The organism is Nostoc sp. TCL240-02, from assembly GCF_013343235.1.
In the GTDB taxonomy this organism is placed as follows: domain Bacteria; phylum Cyanobacteriota; class Cyanobacteriia; order Cyanobacteriales; family Nostocaceae; genus Nostoc.
Window position 1 is genome coordinate 697,306 of the sequence record NZ_CP040094.1, and the last position, 21,132, is coordinate 718,437.

The following is a 21,132-nucleotide window of genomic DNA, read 5'->3' on the forward strand; positions in this document are numbered from 1 at the left end:
ATGAGTCTTTTTGTTCTTTTACCCGCCTACAACGAGCAAGAATCAATTCGCCCCTTATTCAAAAGGTTTCAGACATTGCAGAAAATCTCTAATATGGAGATAAAACTGATTCTTGTTGATGATGGTAGCAGTGATGCAACTGCTCAGACTGCTTTAGAAGAATCGGAATCACTAGGGGTATTACTTAAATTAGTTCAGCATTCTAAGAATGGTGGTTTAGGTGAAGCAATTAAAACAGGTTTCAGGACTTTTTTAGAAATTTCTCAAGAAGGCGATTTTTTAGCCGCAATGGATTGCGACGACACTCAACCACCAGAACTATTAATAAAGATGTATGAAACTATGATAGCTGGTAGCTATGATATTGCGATCGCATCTAGATATCGCAAAGGCTCTAAAGTCATAGGTTTATCAAAATTCAGAGAGATAATGAGTTATGGAGCTAGCTGGCTGTTTAGAATTGCAGCCCGTGTACCAGGTGTAAGAGACTATACTTGTGGTTACAGGCTGTATAACCGTAATTTTGTTAGTAAACTGGATATGTATTATGGCGACAATCTATTTACTGAAAGTGGATTTGCTTGCATGATAGATTTACTACTAAAAGCCAAAGTACTCAGACCAAAAATCGCAGAAGTTCCAATGGTTTTGAGATATGACCAAAAGCCAACTGCGAGTAAAATGAAAATTTTGAAAACTATAATTCGAACATTAAAGGTTCTGTATAAGAATCTAACATCCACAGCACAAACTTCCAATTTAAATCAGACTTTCAATGAGCGAGAAACAGCTAGAATTCCACTCAAAATGGCAAATCGTAAATAAACTTGAGAGCGGGAGTCTAGATTAAATTAAGCGTTTGTAGAAAACAAAATTACCTATTTAATAGGAGTTAGTCGTCGGGAAATTTCTTTGTTATTACCATTAAAGCATTTCCTCGCTCATGACTTCCTTGGTTGAGAAGAGTACTAGTTAAATACATATAGGTGCATCTCATTTTTATCAAAACAGAATTTAGGAGTCAGAATCGGCATAGCCCACTCTGACTCCTAAATTCTTCTTCAAAGCATCCTCAAGGGTGCGAATTTTCAAAATCTCAGCCCGCAAAGGCGGGCTGAGATTTTGAAAAGCTTTTCGAATGAGGGTTAGCAATACTTCTTTGTTAAGCACTTTTAACTCGGCATCGGCTTTGGGGTAAAGGGTAATCAGTAGAAGGTTTTTCCTTTAATCGAGAAGTATTGCTAAGGTTAGGGAAATCCACACTACTTTTCAAAGGATTGGTCAAGATGGTAGTTGAGTAAATTTGCTAGAGTGAACACACCAGGATTTTTCAGTCAAATCTCTGAATTACGCCAGCAGACGAGGCTACCCATGCTTACAAGTACGCTACTTCTCTCGAATCAACTTCCCACCTTACAATATTCCTCCACACCAGAGCGTTTCGATGAAACCTGGGAGGCCCCCCTGGCTACTCTCTTGGGATTAGGACGCGCTGCGGGCGCTGACTTCATCGAATTATTTTTAGAGCGTCGCAACTATATTAGTTGTCTTGCAGAAGACGATTCCATTACAAGTATTTCACCCAGTCTGTCCACAGGCGCGGGAGTCAGAGTATTTCGTGGCAAAGCCGATTGCTACGTCAGCACCAATGACCTTTCGTTTTCCGGTTTGAAAGCAGCTTTAGAAAAAGGTCTTTCTATCTTGGGATTGCAATTACCCACTGCTAAAGCTTTCATCCCAGAAATTAACCTGGAACTACTGAGAGATTACGCCACCAAGAGAGGTAAGGATGCATGGCTACCAGTGTGTAGCTCTATCCGCGAAATGGGAGAAGTCCTCCTTGATGGAACTGCTCACCTGAAGCAAAAAGCTAGCCACATCCAATCGCGCCGTGCTACCTATTTTCGCGATTGGCAAGAAGTCTTAATTGCCGCCAGTGACGGAACTTTTGCCCGTGATATTCGCCTCACCCAATCGGTAGGATTTAACTTATTGTGTGCTGATGGTGCTAATCGTACCTCAATTGGCGATCGCGCGGGTAATACTAGCGATGCCAATTTCTTGAGAACTTGGGATTCTCAACAAGCCGCCGAAAAAATAGCAGAATCTGCCGGCAAAATGCTCTACGCCGATTACGTAGAATCGGGTACTTACCCGATTATTATGGCCAATCACTTTGGCGGCGTAATCTTCCACGAAGCTTGCGGACACTTGCTAGAAACGACTCAAATTGAACGCAATACTACTCCTTTTGCTGACAAAAAAGGCGAAAAAATTGCCCATGAAAGTTTAACAGCCTGGGATGAAGGGCGTTCTGAAAATGCCTTCGGGACAATTGACATGGATGACGAAGGTATGCCTGCTCAAAGAACCTTATTAATTGAAAAAGGCGTTCTCAAAAACTTCTTAGCAGATAGAACAGGTTCTGCACGTACCGGACACCCCAGAACTGGAAGCGGCCGCCGCCAAAATTACACTTTTGCTGCTGCTAGCCGGATGCGTAATACTTATATTGATTCTGGCGAATATAGCAATGATGATTTGTTTGCCTCTGTTGATAAAGGCATTTACTGCAAAAAGATGGGTGGCGGCAGCGTTGGTGCTACAGGCCAATTTAACTTTAGTGTTGATGAAGCTTATTTGATTGAAAATGGCAAAATCACTAAGCCGCTAAAGGGAGCAATTTTAATTGGTGAAGCTAAGGAAATTATGAATAAAATTTCTATGTGTTCCCAAGATTTGGAAATTGCGCCAGGTTTTTGTGGCTCTGTCAGTGGCAGTATTTACACCACAGTCGGACAACCCCACATCAAGGTTGATTCTATTACTGTCGGTGGACGATAAGCTGATGAACTCGTTCCCAGGTTCTACCTGGAAACGTCTTCTTCGTGCCACTTATTTTATTTAGGAAGCAGAAGCCCTCCGATATTACACTCCCAGACTGAAGTAGGGAGCGAGAAAATCCAAAATCAAAAATTGACTATGCCAAATATCACTGAAATTGCCAACTCTGCCAAGGAAAATGCTGAGAAGCTTGGTATTAAAAAATTTGACATTTATGGCTCAACAGTAGATGATACTAACGTTCAAGTCGACCAAGGTGAGCCAAAACAAGTCAAAGCTTCAAATCGCTCTGGTGTTACTGTTCGTGTCTGGAATGAAGATAATACAATGGGTGTTACCAGCACCACAGATGTAGATTCCAAAGGACTGGAATTAGCTTTGAAAACTGCCTACGAAGCCAGTTTTTTTGGTGTTAAAGAAAATGTTCCTGATTTTAGTCCCGAAGCTACTGCCCCTATTCCAAATAAACATCAAGATAAAATACCCCAAGCACCTGTAGCTGAACTTATAGAAAGATTGTTGGTAGCTGAAAAACAATTACTGGCAGCCCATCCTGCAATTAAAGGTGTTCCTTATAATGGATTATCGCAAAGAGATATTGACAGGTTTTATCTAAATAGTGACGGTGCAGTCAGAACTGAATCTCATTCATTAGCATCAGTTTATCTTTACAGCAAAACTGAAGAAGAAGGAAAAAAACCACGCAGTGCGGGTGCTTTCAGAATCAATCAAAGTTTAAATAATTTAGACATCAATGGTTGCATCAAAGAAACCGCCGATAAAACTATCAGCCACTTGAACTATGAAAAAATCAAGACTGGTAAATATCGAGTTGTTTTCTCGGCGGAAGCTTTCTTAAGTCTGTTGGGTGCTTTTTCTAACTTGTTTAACGCCCAAAGTATTTTGGATAATCAAAGCCTCTCCACTCCTGAAGATTTAGGTAAGCAAATTGCTTCTCCTCTGCTTTCAGTTTTTGACGATGCACTGCATCCGGCTAACGTAGGCGCAGAAACTTTTGATGGTGAAGGAACTCCGACTCGTCAGATTTCGCTAATTGAAAATGGCGTTTTAACGAGCTTTCTCCACAGTGCAGGCACTGCCAAAAGATTGAATGCTCAACCCACAGGTAATGCTAATATTGGCGCAAAAGTTAGCGTTAGTCCGAATTTTTATCACGTTTTTACAACAGCAACTCCTGAACAAGAGTTAAGTTTAGAAACTGCGGAAAATGTGATTTTTATCGATGATTTACAAGCTCTCCATGCTGGAGTTAAATCTTTACAAGGTTCCTTTTCTCTGCCGTTTGATGGTTGGCTAGTTAATAAGGGTGTCAAAACGAGTATTGAGTCTGCAACTGTTGCTGGCGATTTCTTAGAACTCTTAAAGTCAATTATTTATGTAGAAAAAGAGGCAGAGTTAACACCAGGGGGAGTTTGCCCGAAAATATGGGTTAATGAACTTTCAATTACTGGTGAATAAAACTTAGTAAGTGCAGAGTTAGGAGTTTAATTTAACTCTTAACTCATCACTTTGAAATCATGACTCACCATTAATATTCACCACCGACACTAATGGCAGTATTGAATACATCGGCACCGCTTAGATCAATATTAGCCAAAACCGCGCCATCTACGTCACTATTATATAAACGGGAATTACTCAAATTCACGTTAGTGAGATTAGCATTATTTAAGATAGTATCGCTGACAAATGCTTGTGTGAGATTAGCAGACTTCAAATTGGCACCAGTTAAATCAGCGCCTTCCAAATTAGCACCTTCAAGATTAGCTCCTTTTAAATTTGCATTTCTCAGGTCAACACCTATCAAATGAGCGCCTTTGAGGTTTGCTCCTGCTAAATTACACCCCAAACATTCTCTAGTTTCCAGCAAGCGCTTGACAGGGGCGGAGTTTTCTGCCTTGACGGGAATAGGCGCAACTAAAGATAACGTGCTGAGTAAGGCTGCTGCCGTCAAAAAAATTCGTTTCATATTTACCTCCCACACTTCTAGAAGTCATTCAATTTTTAACTTCTACGATACCAGTGTGCCAAGATTACAGAATTCTGTACTCATACGATCGGAGGAATATATAATTTCTATGAGATTAGATATTCTTCTGAAAATTAGTCCGATAGGATTAAAATTAAAAGTTTTTTAGCAGATATTACAAATCCTTTGACGAGTAGATAAATTCTTCAATTTCTCTTCTTTCCTTCTTCCTTCGCGTTCTTTGCGCCCTTAGCGGTACGTTCTCTTATCTCTCAAATTTAATTTGACGGTTGGAGAGACGCGATAAATCGCCGTCTCTACAGGGAATTTATCCGTCAATTAGTTCTTGACAGAGTACTAAGCTGTTCCACATTTAAATTGTATATACTGGGCGTTTTTTAGCTTAGTCCCATTATTGATTTGGGTATCAGCTTCCTTGGCTCGTAATTGAAGACTTGTTTAACTAACTAACTGCGCGGCGGAATTGAAAAACTGACGACACAACCCCTTAGTAAGCAAAATTGTCGTCAACAAGTTAGCGAAAGCAACCATAAATATAATCAAAATTTCGTAAGATACTGCATCCAGAGGTTTCACACCAGCTAGTAACTGTCCAGTGGTAATTCCTGGTATTGCGACCATTCCAATGAGAATCATTTGATTAAGAGTGGGGAGCAATCCGGCTCTGATGGCATCTTTGCGATACTGGCTAACTGCTTGCTGGGGCGTTGCACCTAAACTCAAGTGGGTTTCTATTTCGAGATGACTGGAATTAATGGTGCTGACAAGACGATCGCCTGCGATCGCAGCTGCATTGGTAGCATTGCCTAAGACTATTCCTACTAAGGGAATTATATACTGTGGTTCATACCATCTGTCTGGTTGAATAATCAAGAAGTTGGTGTAAAACACTGTCAGGACGGTACTAATTAAAATTGCACCCCACACCAAAGGCAACAAATGAGGAATTTTTTGGCTGATGCGATTTCGTGCGACAATCGCCGTAATTGTCAGCATTATTGCCAATAGCGCCAAAACTGCCCAAGCATTGTCTAAAGCCAAGATGAAATCTAAAATGTATCCCAATACAAGAAGTTGTAAGATGGTTCTCCCAGTAGCAAGGGCTAGGTTCAACTCTAATCCTAATTTTTCCCAGGCAGATAAACCAATGGCGATCGCCATCAATCCCACAGCAATAGCTAAATCCGCAAAATCCAGCTTGATCATATCCTGCATGGGTTTTCTATCTCCTAGTATTTTATTCTCAAAGCAGCTCACACACCTGGAACTTTGATCCGATGTGTTGGATCTTGGTTGATATATATCACCTTCATCAATTCAAAATTCAAAAATGGTACAACCTTAACATGGCAAACTCCTAGTATGCCTACTATCTCTAAATTAAATGTTCGGTAGTCTACCACTCCACAATTTAAGTAAAAACCCTAATAGATGCGTATCTTAGGCGATAGTCTTTTACTTGCTCCTTTTTGATTAACAATTCAATCAGCAAAAATTGACTCTCGAAGTGCATCCTTTGTATCTCCCGATAAAATGAGAACTCATGATCCAAAGTGTAAATCCCATCCCTGCCTTTGATATCAAGCAGCAATACACCACCATCGAAGCAGAAGTAAGCGCAGCCGTTTTAGAAGTTCTGGCTTCTGGGCGCTATATTGGCGGCCCTCTAGTTGAAAGCTTTGAGCAACAATTTGCTGCTTATAATACTGTTACTCAATGTGTGGCTTGTAATTCTGGTACTGATGCGCTCTACTTAGCGTTACGAGTCTTGGAAATTGGTGCAGGCGATGAAGTGATTACAACGCCTTTCACCTTTATTGCTACATCTGAAGTAATTAGCGCCGTGGGTGCAAAACCTGTTTTCGTTGACATTGACGCTACTACGTTTAATTTGGATGTGGAGCAAGTAGCAGCAGCGATTACACCCAAAACTAAAGCGATTATCCCGGTTCACCTGTTTGGACAACCTGTGGATATGACATCATTGATGGCGATCGCTCTATCTCACAATTTGTCAATAATTGAAGATTGCGCTCAGTCTACAGGCGCAACGTGGGCCAATAAAAAAGTAGGAAGTATTGGACATATTGGTTGCTTTAGTTTCTACCCTACCAAAAATCTTGGTGGTTGCGGCGATGGCGGAGCAATAACGACTAATGATCCTGCGATCGCTACTAAACTGCGAATACTCAGGGAGCATGGTAGTAAAGTTAGATATTTACACGAGGAAATTGGTGTAAATAGCCGCTTGGATGCTCTCCAAGCAGCCATATTGCAGATTAAGCTGCGTTATTTAGATACTTGGAACGATCGCCGTCGAGATATTGCTAACTATTACTATCAGTTTCTGAGCCAAATTCCGGGAATCGTCCCACCTCAAGAATTACCTGGGGGTATTGGGGTATGGAATCAATACACTGTTCGCATCTCAGGCGAAGGGCGAAATGGTTCTAGCGCCAAATATCGAGATTGGGTGCGTAATCAATTGCAAGAGCAGGGCGTAAGTTCAATGATTTATTACCCCTACCCTTTACATTTGCAGCCAGTGTATCAAAATCTGGGCTATCAAATTGGAGACTTACCAATAGCAGAGCAAGCTTGCCATGAAGTCATAGCTTTGCCCATGTTCCCAGAATTGACACAGCACCAGCAAGACCAGGTGATTTATGCGTTGAAGGATTGTTTGGGGTGAGGGGAGCATGAGGGCAGGGGAGCAGATGAGCAGGGGGCAAGGGAGCAGGGGGTAGGGGGAGAATTTGTAACTCCTAACTCTTCACTCAGCACTCCTTACTCCTCACGGGCTAAACCTTAGCTATCCGCTAACAGCACGGGCTAAACGCCCCGCTATCGCTAACGGAACTGTTTTGCCAAATACCCACTCCCTACTTCTTACTTCTGAGTTAGCACTCTTGCAGTCGCCAAAGCTTCTACTAAGCCACGCACAGCAGCAATCATTGCTATTTCACTATTGAGTTGGTTGATGGCGGAACCAACACCAACACCAGCTGCACCAGCTGCGATCGCTAATGGTGCTGTAACGTTAGAAATGCCTGAAGCACACAATACTGGCACTGACACCACACGAGAAATCTCAAAAGCTGCTGCCAAGGTGGGAGCAGCTTTTTCAATTAATCCTAAAGTTCCAGGGTGAACTGGGTTACTGCTAGTACCGCCTTCGGTTTGGATAATATCTGCTCCAGCTTTCACCAGTTCTTCTGCTAACTGCACCTGTTGATCTAGTTCCAAAATGTGGGGAACGGTGACAGATAAGGTGATTTCTGGGAGTAGAGCGCGGGTTTGCTTAGTCAGCGCTAGCACTTCTGGAGCCTCAAAGCGACGACCTTGAGCATAGAAGGAATCGAAATTCCCGATTTCAATTAAATCAGCACCAGCCGCCACAGCTTGCACAAATTTTTCTGGATCTACTGCTGATACACAAATTGGTAATTTTGTCAAAGTTTTAGCTAACTGTACCAAAGCGCGATCGGCGGCAATATCAACAAAAGTAGCACCGCCAAATTCCGCAGCTTTGACAGTAGCAGCAATGCTAGCAGCGTCGAAGTTATTCAAGCCGCTAATCACTTTCAGAACGCGGCGGTTAGTAAATGCACGTTGGAGTGTAGGATGCATCGTCATGGTTAGGCTTTTGAAGCTATGAAAATTATAAATTAGGTATATTCTACCGTTACTCAGTTGATGAGGAACTAAATCACTATGGCAGTTGCCAAATTTTGATAGTTTTATCCTTTACCGCCACTAACCAAAATTTTGCTCTCCCAATTCACCTAGGTATTAAATGCTGTACAACACTACCATGAAGCATAAAGTTCAGCAGATATCTATGTGAAAATAATTTAGTTCTGTTAAGTAATTCTTTTCAGGAGAAAGACATGACTGAAGAAATCATGGCAAAATTTGACGAGCAAGAAATACTTGAACTCTGGGATCATAGAGCTAAAGACTGGGATATTCAAGTTGGGGATGATGGTGACAGCAATCGAATTCTGAACTCAGATCCAGTAATATGGAGTTTCGCTGATAACGTTGCGGGATTAGATGTCCTTGATGCTGGTTGTGGTACAGGATATCTAGCACGCCAGCTTTGCCTTAAAGGGGCCAGTGTAACTGGTATAGATTTTTCACCTCAGATGATCGAAATTGCCAAATTCAGAGCTAGCCAAAATAATCTAGATATAGATTTTCATTTGGATTCATGCACTGAACTAAAGTCGCTTCCAGATGAGCAATTTGATATGATCGTCTCAAATTATGTTCTCATGGATTTGCTAGATCTCGAAGGAGCAATAAGGGCATTCAATCGTGTTCTTAAGCTGAGTGGTGTTGCAATCCTTGTCTTCTCGCATCCTTGCTTTCCCCAAGGTAACTCGACAACTGTAAATGAGGATGGAACAGTTTCTTATAGTTGGGCTTCTTCTTACTTTGAAAGGACACAACACAACGACGAACCTTGGAATCATTTTACAACACCATTTATCTGGTTCCACCGCCCTCTTTCCGATTACTGGAAAGTCTTCAAGGCAGCAGGTTTTTCTGTGGACGAATTTGAAGAACCAAGAATTACCCCAGAGCGATATCATCTTGCAGGAAACGACCAGAAGCTCTTCAATTCCAAAACACGTCCCTATTCAGTAGTTTTTAAACTCCAGAAAGTAATGCGTAATTCGTAATTAAGTTTTGTAATGGGAATCTAGACCCCTATTTTTAAATATGGGTTCCTTTTCCTCGTGTTTTTCATTACTATGCTAATCAAACTCTAAAGGCCACAAATCGGCAATTGGTACTTCCCATCCAGGTAGCAAATCGGGAACTGTTAAAATATCGCCATCACGAAGTATTATTGCTTCTTTTCCAAGGTTGTAAACTTCAACAATCCGCTCATCTGGATTGAGCAAAATTCCTACCTTCGTTTCCAAACTCAGAAATTCTTGAATTTTGGCTCTCAAATCATCTAAATTATCACTAGGGGACTTCACCTCGACAGTCAAATCGGGAGCCAATTGAGCAAAAGACTTAGGACTGCGACGCAAGCGTTCGGCTAAAACAAATGAGGCATCCGGTGCGCGTAAATCTGAATTTGGCAATCTGAAACCAGCGCTAGAAGCTGCTGTTCGTCCTAGTTTACGCGGTCTTACCCAGTTACGTAACTCGGCAATCATTGCAGCTGCGACTTCATCTGATTCGTATCCTGATGGACTTGAAACAATAATATTACCCTTAACTAGTTCCATACGATAGTCAGGATACTGTTGCTGCATTTTTCCAAGTCTTCAAGCGTTAGGGACATAAAACCTCTAATTATCACACGCTCTGTATCTATTGTGGAGGCAATAGACCTCTCTAGGAGCGATCGCTCCATAAATTCCCTAGTTGTTCCCAAACTGTCACTCCAAAGACTTCATATCTAAATGAGAAAACAGGAATAAGCAGTAAAATCGAGTATTATTGCCTATTTTTCAAAACAATCCATTGCTATTTGAACCTTCTCAACTTGCCTTGGTGCTTGCATTTCGTTAAAAAGTGCGTAGGCGTAGCCCGTCGCAGACATCGCTTGTAAAAAACTTTCCCTACTTTGACTAATTTCACCCATTTTTTTATGAGTTAATGCCAATTGATAATAAGCCTCAGCTAAGTCTGATTTAGCACCAATTTTATCAAGAATTCCTATCGCTTCTAAATGATGAAAAATTGCTCTTGCAAATTCTCCCTGTTCTCGGAAAAGTTCCGCAAGACAACTTATAGCTTTACCCTTAATCTGAGTAAAGTTGTTTTCTTCGGAATGAAATATAGCTTGTTGGCACAACTCAAAAGATTTTTTCAGATTACCTAAATTTTTATAAGTTAAGCAGAGAGTTACTAAACTATGCCCTATTCCCCACAAAGTCACTCTAGTTGATGTTGAGATGCTAGAAAAGGCAACTTCAGCAAGATTAAAGGCATCTTCTCTGCTACCAGAGCGTGATTTTATCATAGCTAGACAGCATTGGGCATAAGTCATGTAATCATCAAGATTGCTATTTTGTTCAGCAAGTATACAAACAGAATTGAAACAATCTTCGGCTGCTTCTATTTCCCATAATTCAAGTTTGCAAAGCCCTGTATTAAACAAAATAGAAATTTCTGTTTGTTTAGCATCTAACGTGCCTAAGACTTTTCCTGATTTCTCATAGCATTCTATCGCTTCTCGAATGCAACCGATTATTCGATATGTATAGCCAAGTATATTGTAAAGTCTAATTAATCTTTCTGGTGATTTTATATCGTCTATTATTCGTTGAATTACAGAAAAATTTTTCTGAAGTAGTCCCAATTGGTAAAACGAGGAACCTAAAGGTAAACCTGTACCCCATTTTTTACCTCTTCCTTGTAAGATTACATCACCAGCTTTCTCAAAATCACTAATTTCTACATAGTGATAATAAGCTTCTAAAGCAGTTAAAGCATCATTTATATTTGTAATAGATGTAACTCTCTGTGTCCAACACTCTGCGGCTTTTCGGTTTACTAATTCCCATTCTTCACTGACTAATCTTAATCTACTAATCGCTTCATCACGAATTACAGGATGTAACCAGTATTGTCCTTTTTTTGCTTCTATTAAAGACAAATCTTGTAGAGCTTTAATTACACCTCGACGTTTTTGAGCTGGTACATCCCAAAGCAAACATAAAACTCCCTCGATAGGTAGTGAAGGAATATCTTGATAACGATAGCATCCTAAACGACAAAGGAGACGATAAGCTTCTAAGTCATTTTCTTGGAGACGGGTAAATTGACTGGCGACTAAATCTTTTAATTCTCTTTCTATTAATAAATCTATAGAGTTTTCCTGCCAATAGGAATGGATGTCACCAGAAAAATCTGTCAGTATTGCTCCTCGAAGAATTTGCATTGCTTTGGCATTCCCTCCATAAGCTCTGCACATTTCACTGAGAATAGTACAATCACAATTGATGTGGCAACGGCTGAAAAATTCTCGCCATGCTTCATCATCTAAACCTTCAAGTGGGTAGAGATAAACCTCTACGCTAGATTCCCGCAAACGCTCACGACTTGTGACTAAAGTAACTGAATGCACATCTGAGTCTGCTAATACTCTCAATAGCTCAACATAAGGGCGACGATATTCTAGGAACTTACCATTTTTATCGAGAGCAGTTTCTAGATTATCGATAAATACCCCAATTTTAGAAGTTTGTTCTCGGAGTTTGCGCCGTAGTCGTTCTAGGCTGATACCAAAATCGCCTCCCGGTTCTTCGTTAAAGTATCGCCGTAGCCATTCTTCAACTACACTCTCTACAGGAGTAAGGTTTTGGATTTCTGTGGCCATCCACAGTTCTAGGACAAAATTAAATTTTTGACTTTTAAAATATTTGCGTGCTAATCTTGTTTTGCCAACACCACCTTCACCCTGGATGAGGATAACTTTTTCTCCCCGACTGAATAAGGTGTGGAGTTCGGCTATTTGGCGATCGCGCCCGACAAAGTTAGAATCTAAATCTTGGGGTTTAGTCCCATTCGTCGCTAGATTTGGAATCTGAGAAGCTTTTTGCGACTGTTGGTTTGTTCTAAATCCTTGAACTACGCCTTGAAAGGTAGATTTTGAGACTTTTGCTCCTAGAACTTTGGAGAGTAAATGCCAAAGTTCTGCACCAACTGCTTTTAAATGCGCTTCTGTATAACCACGGCTGTTGGCGATATGCTGGTAAGTCCGTTTTTCATCCTCCCACAAATTACGCAAGATAATCCTTTGAGTTTTATCTAGATGTTCTCCCGTCTGGAGAAAAACCAAGTTATCTACAAACTCTAAGGCCTCTTCTACACCCATTTGCTAACTTGATGTATCATTTGTAATTCATTATAACGATATTTTTACTACTTCTTCCTACCCACAATACTACAAAATACTTTTTCCTACTCGGTAGGAAGCTTACTTTATCCGACTGCAAAGCATTCTGGACTGTACTACTCTTGTAAGTAATACAGGCGAAGTTAAGTTAAGCGCCAATAATAAGGTGGTTGAGGAGAGATTTTATCAGCGCTACTACTGCAACCTTAGTAAATCACAGATGTTATTTGTTACCGTCCTATATCAATGACTCCTGAAAGTGGTGTCTACTAAACAGCAGTGGGTATTAACTAACTAGATTCTGTAGAGCGTATTTACAACTAAGTATGTAAGTCTTTATCCTACAGGAGGTTCAATGATGTTAGACAGAGATTGTCATCATGATTGCAATCAGAATCAGTGCCCTTTTGCCCAAGATACACGTAATCCCAATAGATATGTTTGCCTGAAATGTGGTGTTGAGCGAGAAATAAATAAGTATTCTTCTAGTTTTGGCTCGTTTTTGCTACTGTTGTTGGGCTTGTTTATTTCGTTCCAACTATTAGTTAGTTACGAAAAGCAAAGCAGTCCACAAAAGCAACAACAATCTCTGAATAATTCACCCCATCAGGGAAATATCCACGTGTAAAACTAATCTTCGTGCTGGGTATGATTTCCCATTTCTGATTTTGTAAATGAGAAAAGGGAAATCAAAAAAAATATTCACTGCTAAAAATCTAGCTACTTTCGTGAGTAAAATTATGGACACCAACCAGGATACACTCCTCTTTCGCTTTGTTTCTAAGTCTTTGAAATATTTCTTGTTAGTGCTGTTTGGAGTTGCGATCGCTTACGTCCTATCCAGTGGTTTAGGTATCTTACAAATCATACCTATACTGCTGTACCTGTTACAACAGTTTTTGCTTCCTGTGGGAATTATCCTCTTGTGTTTAATTACAATAGCGGTAATTATTGAATCCCTGCGTTAATAATTGGGGAAGTAGAGAGTCTATCAATGTTGGATTTTAAATTTTAGATTTGTTCTTCAATTCAAAATTCAAAATCTAAAATCGATGGACTCCTAACTTCTTCATTTACCGTAGAAAACCCTGGCATTTCGGTATCCTATATTTCGCAGATACTTATTCCATTCCTCAGCTTGGAATCGATCAGAGAAAGGCCCTACTGCTACGTGTGGCCCTCGTGGTTGCGTCCTTTCGAGGACTGCGCCAGATCGTCCTAAATCTTGACTAAATCGGGCTAGATTCTGCCTAATTTGTTCTGCTGTCGCAGATAACTGTTCTTGAGTAGTCGGGATAACGACATAATATCTAGAGGCTTGCTTGGGAGGATTTATATTGCTGCGTTCCCCTACAAAGCCTCTATTACCTACATCTATTTCCTGTCCGTTAGTAAAGCTGATAATCCGAGCGCTATATATTCCCCGTGACTGTAACTCACTCACCCGTTGTTGGGCGTTAGATACTCTGTTAAAAACACCTGACTGAATAACATTCCTTCCTTGGTACTCGCGAATGTAAGCACTGGGTTCAATCTGGCGGATTGCTTGTAGCGTCTGGAAATCACTACTATCTACGTAAACTAAGTAGCGCTCAAAGTTCTGGTTATATTGACTAAACTGTGTAGGTTGGGGGGGCTGAAAGTTCTGACCGAATTGATTATTTTGTAATGGTTGAGGGGGTTGAAAGTTCAGATCGGATTGATTGTTTTGTAATGGTTGCGGGGGTTGAAAGTTCAGATCAGATTGATTATCCTCCACTAGTTCTGCTGGTTGTAACTGCGTTGATGGATGTTGACCAAAGGGAATTGGCGGTGGTGGTAAAGCTTCACCTCCTTGTTGAGCCAGTAGCATACTGTTGTGGATTTGTGCTTGTGCTGAGGCATAGTCAGGAATCAGCACTAACCATCCTCCTACTAACAGGGGGAGAAATCGGATAGTAGGCTTCCAACCCTCAGAACTTCGGCGCAGCATCTGAAAAGGGGTAAATTTACTTGGTATTCCTCTCGACATAGTACTTAGAAAGTAGTCAAAGTATTTTTAGGCAATTTCCATCAGGAACTAATTAGTTCACCGTTGTAGCAACTATATAGCGTTAACGTAAAATTAGCTCATCTGCGTGGCAAACAATACATCTGTAATTAATCTTAGATAAGAGTCATGGAAGAGTGAATAGCGATGTCTACGATGGTCACTGAGCTTGCCGAAGTGCTACGCTAATTCACTTCTTCTCAAACCGAAGTGCTTTGGTAGCAAGGCTTTGAAAGAGTGTGTGCTACAATTGGACAACCACGCAGCTATCGTGTCGTGCTTTGTATGAAAAAAGTCGTAGTTGGTCTTTCTGGTGGCGTTGACAGTTCCACCGCCGCAGCTATCCTGCACCATCAGGGCTATGAAGTGATTGGTTTGACTCTTTGGCTAATGAAAGGCAAAGGTCAATGTTGCTCTGAAGGTATGATCGACGCGGCTGATCTCTGTGAACAACTGGGCGTTCCCCATCAAATTGTAGATATTCGGGATCTCTTTCAGACGCATATTGTCGATTACCTGGTAACTGGCTACAGTGCTGGGATCACGCCTTTACCTTGCTCACAGTGCAATAAAACTGTGAAGTTTGGGCCAATGGTGCAGTATGCTCGTGAACAATTGGGATGCGATCGCATCGCTACTGGTCATTATGCCCGAATTAGGTATGACGAAGCAACTGGATGCTACCAGTTATTAAGGGCTATTGACCGCAACAAAGACCAGTCATACTTCCTCTATGATTTGTCTCAAGATTTACTTGCAGCAACGATATTTCCTCTGGGCGAACTAGAAAAAACTGACACGCGCCGGATTGCAACTGAATACGGACTGAAAACTGCTGATAAACCAGAAAGTCAAGACTTATGCTTAGTTGAAAGTAACGGTTCCATGCGGGCATTTTTAGATAAATATTTAGCTCCCAAAACAGGCGATATTGTAGATACCACGGGTAAAGTTTTGGGACAGCATGATGGTGTCCATCACTACACCATTGGCCAGCGCAAAGGTTTGGGAATTGCTGCTGCCGAACCGTTGTATGTGATTGAATTAGATGCGGCAAATAATAAGGTAGTAGTAGGCGATCGCACTAAGGTAACTCAGCCAGAATGCACTATAAATCGGGTAAATTGGGTTTCTATTGCTGAACCATCTACCCCAATTCATGCCGAAGTGCAAATTCGCTATCGTTCAACGGCTATACCAGTGACGGTGATTCCATTGGAAAACTCCCGTGTGCGTTTGGTCTTTGATGAACCCCAATTCAGCATTACCCCCGGACAAGCGGCGGTGTGGTACGACGGCGAGAAAGTGTTAGGTGGCGGAATAATTGAACAGTTTAGTTAGCGAGCTGCACTGTTAAAGTTGAAAACTCTCAACCAACCTAGTTTCATAGAGAAACTAGGTTCGTGCATTTTTATGTAGTTAAAATGTTACTCTATATACTACTAAAATTTAAGTATTTACTGTGAATTATATTCATTTTAGTAAATATATAGTAAATGTTAATAACGCAAATTCTAGACATATACTATTTTATCTAAGTATAATGTCAATTTAAACATAGCATGGTTGTCAATTACATATTTTATCAATGTAGATAGATAGCCAAGGCTGGCGCATTTACGTTAGTAGAAGGTTTAAGTTGGCTGTATGGGAACAACTCAAAGTATTCAATTTCTACTCAATGATATAGAAAGAAATCAATATTTTCTTCCTGAATTTCAAAGAGGATTTCGCTGGACACCAGAACAGGTAAAAAAATATTTTCGTTCCTTGTATTTTGGCTATCCTACTGGATCTTTCTTAGTGTGGAAATGTGACAATCCTCCCAAAATTAAAAGCAGTGTAACAACGACAGACAGCAAAAGTTTTACTAGATTAATTCTTGACGGTCAGCAGAGGCTAACAACACTATACACGCTTATTAAGGGAACACCTCCTTCTTGGATTGAAGGTAAACCTCCTAGAACAGATTTGTATTTCAATCTTGAAACTCATGAGTTTCAGTATTATACTCAGAGTCTAATGATAGGGAAAAAAGAATGGATTAATATTTGTGATTTTTTCAGAAAAGAGCTAGGAGATTATGTACAGAATAGTGACGATAGTGTATATTTAATGTCTAATTTTAAAGAGCTATCTCGTTTACAAGCTATTCTTAAGTACGAATATTACATACAAGAAATTGATGAGCAAAATTCTCTAAATGTTGTTGAAGTTTTTAATCTTGTTAATAGTGCGGGAACTCCTCTAATTCAATCAGATTTGATTTTGGCACTGATAACCGGAAGATGGGAAGAATGCAAAGATAAAATGCGAACTGCTATTAAAAAGTTTAGTAGTTCAGGTTTTGTATTTGATATGGATTTTTTTACTAGATGTATTGCTGTTGTAGGTACAGATAAGGGTGTATTTGATGACGTAAAAAATTTAGATAAAGATGCTTTGATTGAAGCTTGGAACAAAGTTGAAAAATCATTGAACTATTTATTAAAAGTATTGCCTAAACATGGATATATTGATGAAAATTCCTTTCTCAGCACCTCCTATGTTTTTTATACTTTAGTCTACTATATTGCAAAGAATAACTTTAAATTTCCTGATTCGATAACAAGAAACAAATTATTATACTGGCTTTATAATGCTCTAATGTGGGGCAGATACAGTCGAAGCTCAGACACTACACTTGACAAAGATATTCGTATTTTGAAAGAAGCAAATTCTGTTGATGAATTAATTAAGACTTTAGCTGCATCCAGAGGAGGGAATCTTGAAGTTACAGAGCATGACCTTGAATTACAAGGTGTAAGAAGTAGGTTTTATCAAATTGTATATATTCTTATTCAAAGTAATGATGCCGCAGATTGGATAGACACTTCACTACCTTTGTATAATAAGATATCTGGACGTAATTATTCAGTAAAAAGATACCACATATTTCTTCCGAGGAAATTATATAAATTGTATAATTCTAGTTCATCTTATGATAAAAGCCTTGTTAATGAACTAGCTAATCTTGCTTTCTCAGCATCAGATACTAATTCAGATACTAATCATGAAATATTCAACAATGATCCAGAAGTGTATCTAAATAATATAGAGATAGAGCAACTACGGCGGCAGTATGTGCCAACAGATAGTAGTTTATGGAAAATGAATCGCTACAGCTATGAAGCTTTTCTTAAAGAGCGGCGCAGATTGTTAGCACAAGGTATCAATCAATTTCTGAATAAGCTTTATCATGGAGAAGGCAAGATTTATGTTTCACGTGATATTACACAATGGCGGCAAAAACTTGAGGAAGTAGAGAAAGCACTCCGTAATATTATTATTGATGTATTACATGAAAATGAAGATGATATTGATCGAAATTCATATATTCCATCTCACTTTTTAGCAAAACTAGAAGAACGGATTAAGAAATATTTCAAGGATAACCCTTCTGAAGACAGGGTATTATTTCAAAATGTTGAGAGGAAAATTGATTTTTTTGATGTTTCAGAATACTGCCAGTTAATAATTAGTGGGCAAAACTGGCAATATTTTGAATCTATATTTGGTGATAAATCTGCATTACAAAATCGCTTTAGTCAGCTTCAAAATCTAAGAAATACTTTAGCTCACAATCGGGATTTAACTGATGTTGTTATTAAAGATGGAGAAGCCGCCATACTCTGGTTCTCTTCTGCACTGAGAAAATACTTTTACGAAGAAGACTCTACATCAAAATAGATACAATGAATACAAGTAATTAAACTTTCAATCAAAAATTACTTTTATAAATGGCTGCTTAAAACTCCTCTAAAGCCTGTACGATTCCCGGATGATTTGCGGTCGTTTGCTTACATCGCTCATTAACCTTGGTTTGACCCTTTATGCTTGGCGATTCTTTCCCGTACAGCTTGGCGAATATCTTCCCAATCGTTAGGAGTCATCTCGGTTGCATTTCCAGAATTTAGACCTTCTAAAAGCATCGCTTCCAAACGTTCAGCAGCTTGACGCTTTTGGTCTTGGCGTACTAACTCGCGGAAATATTCACTGACACTACTATAGCCACTAGTCGCCACTTTCTCTTCTATATAAGTCCGCATCGCGTCAGGGAGAGATATATTTATACTTTTCACTGGCACTACTTCCCTAATTTTTGCTTCATAATATTATTTTATGGCAATTTATGCCATTTATTGCCATATAGGAGCAATTAGCAAAAGCTATACCTGCGGTAAGCTACATCTACGCACTCTCTATCAAAAACTATTTCTATCTAATGTTCCTTCAAATTCTTTCAAAGCTTGTACAGTTCCTACTTGCCAAGCTCGTTCAACTGTAGCGGCAATAATTTGAGTTACAGGGATATTTGGAAAGTTAGGACTGTTATCAGATTCGATGTAATGTCCATCTCTGAGTAGAGAAATCCTCAGCTCTTTACTATCGTAAATCCATAGTTCTGGAACTGCGATCGCTTCGTAAGCATCAAGAGTTGTTTTTGATGTCACATCTGTTCCAATTGCCAAATCAGGAGGCGGATTGTTTTGTTCTAGTTTGCGACGACCGATCATTCTTTGGTAATTTTGGATGTAGAAACAAGCATCTGGTTCTACCCCCGCTACATTTTCCCGCTTGAAGGTGGTTGAACCGAAGGGTTCATAATTTTTCCCTGCGATCTTCAGCAAGATTTTGACAATATCCGAAATTAAGTCCTTTGATTTTTCGTGTTCGGGTAGAGGAACCATAATTTCTAACGTAGACTTGCTGTAAGCAACTCGTAGCGATCGCTTTTCCCCCAGTTCTTGCAAAATAGACTCAAATTCCTTCCAGCTTACATCTTGAATAGACACTGTACTACCAGGTGCTAGCCGCATTTGGCTAACAGGTTTAACAACGGGAGATACAGCATTCATAAGCATTTTCCTTATAAAGGAACTATTCTGAAACTTGAGGCTGGATGAGCTTTAGCCTAACCTAATCAGATCGCTTAGAGGCTAGTTGCAAAATTTTCCTCCATTCCCTAAACTCTTTATTTCTACGTACCAGCATTTTGATAAGTTAGTACATAATCTGAAACAATAACAGTAAAAGCAAAGAGGGGATTACGTTGAGTCACAATCCAGATGCCATAGCCCCCCACGGTGGACAGTTGGTTAACCGTATCGCCACACCAGAACAAAGAGCAGAGTTTCTCTCAAAAGCTGACTTTTTGCCGCGAGTGCAACTTGACGATCGCGCTGTTTCGGATGTAGAAATGATTGCGATCGGTGCTTTTAGTCCACTCACGGGTTTTATGAACCACGAAGACTACGATCGCACTGTTACAGAAATGCGACTAGCTAATGGTCTTGTGTGGTCAATCCCGATTACATTATCGGTCACTGAAGAAGTCGCTTACCCCTTGCAAGAAGGTGGCTTAATTCGTCTGGATAATTCCAGAGGCGAATTTATTGCAGTTTTGCAACTCACGCAAAAATATAACTACGACAAAACCCGCGAAGCTATTAATGTCTACCGCACTGATGATGTTAAACATCCAGGCGTACAAGTACTCTATAACCAAGGTACTGTACATCTGGCGGGTGATATTTGGCTGTTGCAGCGCGAACCTCATCCCCAATTTCCCACTTACCAAATTGATCCAGCTGCCTCACGGCAACTATTTAAAGACAAGGGTTGGAAAACCATTGTTGGTTTCCAAACTCGCAATCCCATTCACCGCGCCCATGAATATATTCAAAAGTGCGCTTTAGAAACAGTTGATGGTCTATTTTTGCACCCATTAGTTGGGGCGACAAAAGAAGATGATATCGCCGCTGATGTGCGGATGCGGTGCTATGAAATTTTGCTGGAACATTACTACCCCTTAGACCGGGTAACTTTGGCAATTAATCCAGCCGCAATGCGCTATGCTGGGCCTCGTGAGGCCATATTCCATGCTTTAGTCCGCAAAAACTATGGCTGTACTCACTTTATCGTCGGACGCGATCATGCTGGCGTTGGTGACTATTACGGTACTTACGATGCCCAGTATATCTTTGATGAATTTGCCCCAGGTGAATTGGGCATTGTGCCGATGAAATTTGAACACGCTTTCTACTGCACGCGTACTAAGCAAATGGCAACATCTAAAACCAGTCCCAGCAGACCAGAAGAACGCATTCACCTATCGGGGACAAAAGTCCGAGAAATGCTGCGGCGTGGTGAATTACCTCCACCAGAATTTTCTCGTCCAGAGGTAGCAGCAGAGTTGGCACGGGCAATGCGAATAGAAGTACCTGTTTAGAGAATTGGGAATTGGGAATTAGTTTTTTACTCACACTCCTAACTCCTGTAGAGACGCGATTAATCGCGTCTCTCAGCACTCCCCACCTTTGCAAACAGTGTAACTTTACA

19 protein-coding genes are annotated in these 21,132 nt (G+C 40.3%); 10 read left to right on the forward strand and 9 right to left on the reverse strand.

What is annotated here, in order from left to right:
- Positions 1-825 carry a glycosyltransferase family 2 protein gene (locus FBB35_RS03135; protein WP_174708434.1) on the forward strand — a complete coding sequence of 275 codons (825 nt, stop codon included), beginning with the start codon at positions 1-3 and terminating at the stop codon, positions 823-825.
- A 189-nt stretch (positions 826-1,014) separates the two neighbouring features.
- Here the strand turns inward: FBB35_RS03135 and FBB35_RS03140 are convergent, their stop codons facing one another.
- Entirely contained in the window at positions 1,015-1,170 is a 156-nt protein-coding gene (locus tag FBB35_RS03140) for a hypothetical protein (RefSeq protein WP_174708435.1), read from the reverse strand.
- A gap of 201 nt (positions 1,171-1,371) precedes the next feature.
- On the opposite strand from FBB35_RS03140, the gene FBB35_RS03145 reads away from it, so the two are divergent.
- A complete protein-coding gene (locus FBB35_RS03145; protein ID WP_174708436.1) occupies positions 1,372-2,844 on the forward strand; it encodes a TldD/PmbA family protein in 1,473 nt (490 codons plus the stop codon).
- 138 nt (positions 2,845-2,982) lie between these two features.
- Positions 2,983-4,323 (forward strand): TldD/PmbA family protein, encoded by a 1,341-nt coding sequence (locus tag FBB35_RS03150; RefSeq protein ID WP_174708437.1) that lies wholly within the window; start codon positions 2,983-2,985, stop codon positions 4,321-4,323.
- 70 nt (positions 4,324-4,393) lie between these two features.
- Here FBB35_RS03150 and FBB35_RS03155 read toward each other — a convergent pair whose 3' ends face one another.
- Together FBB35_RS03155 and fetB are read right to left on the reverse strand one after the other, a co-directional pair.
- A complete protein-coding gene (locus tag FBB35_RS03155) occupies positions 4,394-4,834 on the reverse strand; it encodes a pentapeptide repeat-containing protein (RefSeq protein WP_174708438.1) in 441 nt (146 codons plus the stop codon).
- A 459-nt stretch (positions 4,835-5,293) separates the two neighbouring features.
- On the reverse strand, positions 5,294-6,070 hold the full coding sequence (gene fetB / locus FBB35_RS03160) for an iron export ABC transporter permease subunit FetB (protein ID WP_174708439.1): 777 nt from the start codon (positions 6,068-6,070) through the stop codon (positions 5,294-5,296).
- A 328-nt stretch (positions 6,071-6,398) separates the two neighbouring features.
- Between fetB and FBB35_RS03165 the strand changes: the two genes are divergently transcribed.
- Complete coding sequence (locus FBB35_RS03165) at positions 6,399-7,547, forward strand: DegT/DnrJ/EryC1/StrS aminotransferase family protein (protein ID WP_174708440.1); 1,149 nt, start codon at positions 6,399-6,401, stop codon at positions 7,545-7,547.
- Between the two features lie 197 nt (positions 7,548-7,744).
- On the opposite strand, the gene FBB35_RS03170 is transcribed toward FBB35_RS03165, so the two are convergent.
- On the reverse strand, positions 7,745-8,491 hold the full coding sequence (locus tag FBB35_RS03170; RefSeq protein ID WP_174708441.1) for a DUF561 domain-containing protein: 747 nt from the start codon (positions 8,489-8,491) through the stop codon (positions 7,745-7,747).
- A gap of 254 nt (positions 8,492-8,745) precedes the next feature.
- Here FBB35_RS03170 and FBB35_RS03175 point away from each other — a divergent pair, with 254 nt between their 5' ends.
- Positions 8,746-9,543 (forward strand): class I SAM-dependent methyltransferase, encoded by a 798-nt coding sequence (locus FBB35_RS03175; protein WP_174708442.1) that lies wholly within the window; start codon positions 8,746-8,748, stop codon positions 9,541-9,543.
- 75 nt (positions 9,544-9,618) lie between these two features.
- On the opposite strand, the gene FBB35_RS03180 is transcribed toward FBB35_RS03175, so the two are convergent.
- Positions 9,619-10,131, reverse strand: a complete 513-nt coding sequence (locus FBB35_RS03180) for a Uma2 family endonuclease (protein WP_174708443.1) — start codon at positions 10,129-10,131, stop codon at positions 9,619-9,621.
- 191 nt (positions 10,132-10,322) lie between these two features.
- Positions 10,323-12,701: an AAA family ATPase gene (locus tag FBB35_RS03185; RefSeq protein ID WP_174708444.1), complete on the reverse strand. Its 2,379-nt coding sequence runs from the start codon at positions 12,699-12,701 to the stop codon at positions 10,323-10,325.
- A 376-nt stretch (positions 12,702-13,077) separates the two neighbouring features.
- Here FBB35_RS03185 and FBB35_RS03190 point away from each other — a divergent pair, with 376 nt between their 5' ends.
- Positions 13,078-13,350: a hypothetical protein gene (locus tag FBB35_RS03190; protein ID WP_174708445.1), complete on the forward strand. Its 273-nt coding sequence runs from the start codon at positions 13,078-13,080 to the stop codon at positions 13,348-13,350.
- Between the two features lie 112 nt (positions 13,351-13,462).
- Positions 13,463-13,690, forward strand: coding sequence for a hypothetical protein (locus FBB35_RS03195; protein ID WP_174708446.1), 228 nt, complete (start codon positions 13,463-13,465; stop codon positions 13,688-13,690).
- Positions 13,691-13,791: 101 nt separating this feature from the next.
- On the opposite strand, the gene FBB35_RS03200 is transcribed toward FBB35_RS03195, so the two are convergent.
- Positions 13,792-14,694, reverse strand: a complete 903-nt coding sequence (locus FBB35_RS03200; RefSeq protein ID WP_174708447.1) for a hypothetical protein — start codon at positions 14,692-14,694, stop codon at positions 13,792-13,794.
- A gap of 342 nt (positions 14,695-15,036) precedes the next feature.
- On the opposite strand from FBB35_RS03200, the gene mnmA reads away from it, so the two are divergent.
- On the forward strand, positions 15,037-16,092 hold the full coding sequence (mnmA, locus tag FBB35_RS03205; RefSeq protein ID WP_174713508.1) for a tRNA 2-thiouridine(34) synthase MnmA: 1,056 nt from the start codon (positions 15,037-15,039) through the stop codon (positions 16,090-16,092).
- A 306-nt stretch (positions 16,093-16,398) separates the two neighbouring features.
- A complete protein-coding gene (locus FBB35_RS03210) occupies positions 16,399-18,480 on the forward strand; it encodes a DUF262 domain-containing protein (protein ID WP_174708448.1) in 2,082 nt (693 codons plus the stop codon).
- Positions 18,481-18,602: 122 nt separating this feature from the next.
- Here the strand turns inward: FBB35_RS03210 and FBB35_RS03215 are convergent, their stop codons facing one another.
- Positions 18,603-18,872 carry a type II toxin-antitoxin system ParD family antitoxin gene (locus tag FBB35_RS03215; RefSeq protein ID WP_174708449.1) on the reverse strand — a complete coding sequence of 90 codons (270 nt, stop codon included), beginning with the start codon at positions 18,870-18,872 and terminating at the stop codon, positions 18,603-18,605.
- 123 nt (positions 18,873-18,995) lie between these two features.
- Entirely contained in the window at positions 18,996-19,649 is a 654-nt protein-coding gene (locus FBB35_RS03220) for a Uma2 family endonuclease (RefSeq protein WP_174708450.1), read from the reverse strand.
- A 194-nt stretch (positions 19,650-19,843) separates the two neighbouring features.
- Between FBB35_RS03220 and sat the strand changes: the two genes are divergently transcribed.
- The gene (gene sat, locus FBB35_RS03225; RefSeq protein ID WP_174708451.1) at positions 19,844-21,022 is read left to right on the forward strand and encodes a sulfate adenylyltransferase; all 1,179 of its coding nucleotides are present in this window, start codon (positions 19,844-19,846) and stop codon (positions 21,020-21,022) included.
- Positions 21,023-21,132 lie beyond the last annotated feature (110 nt).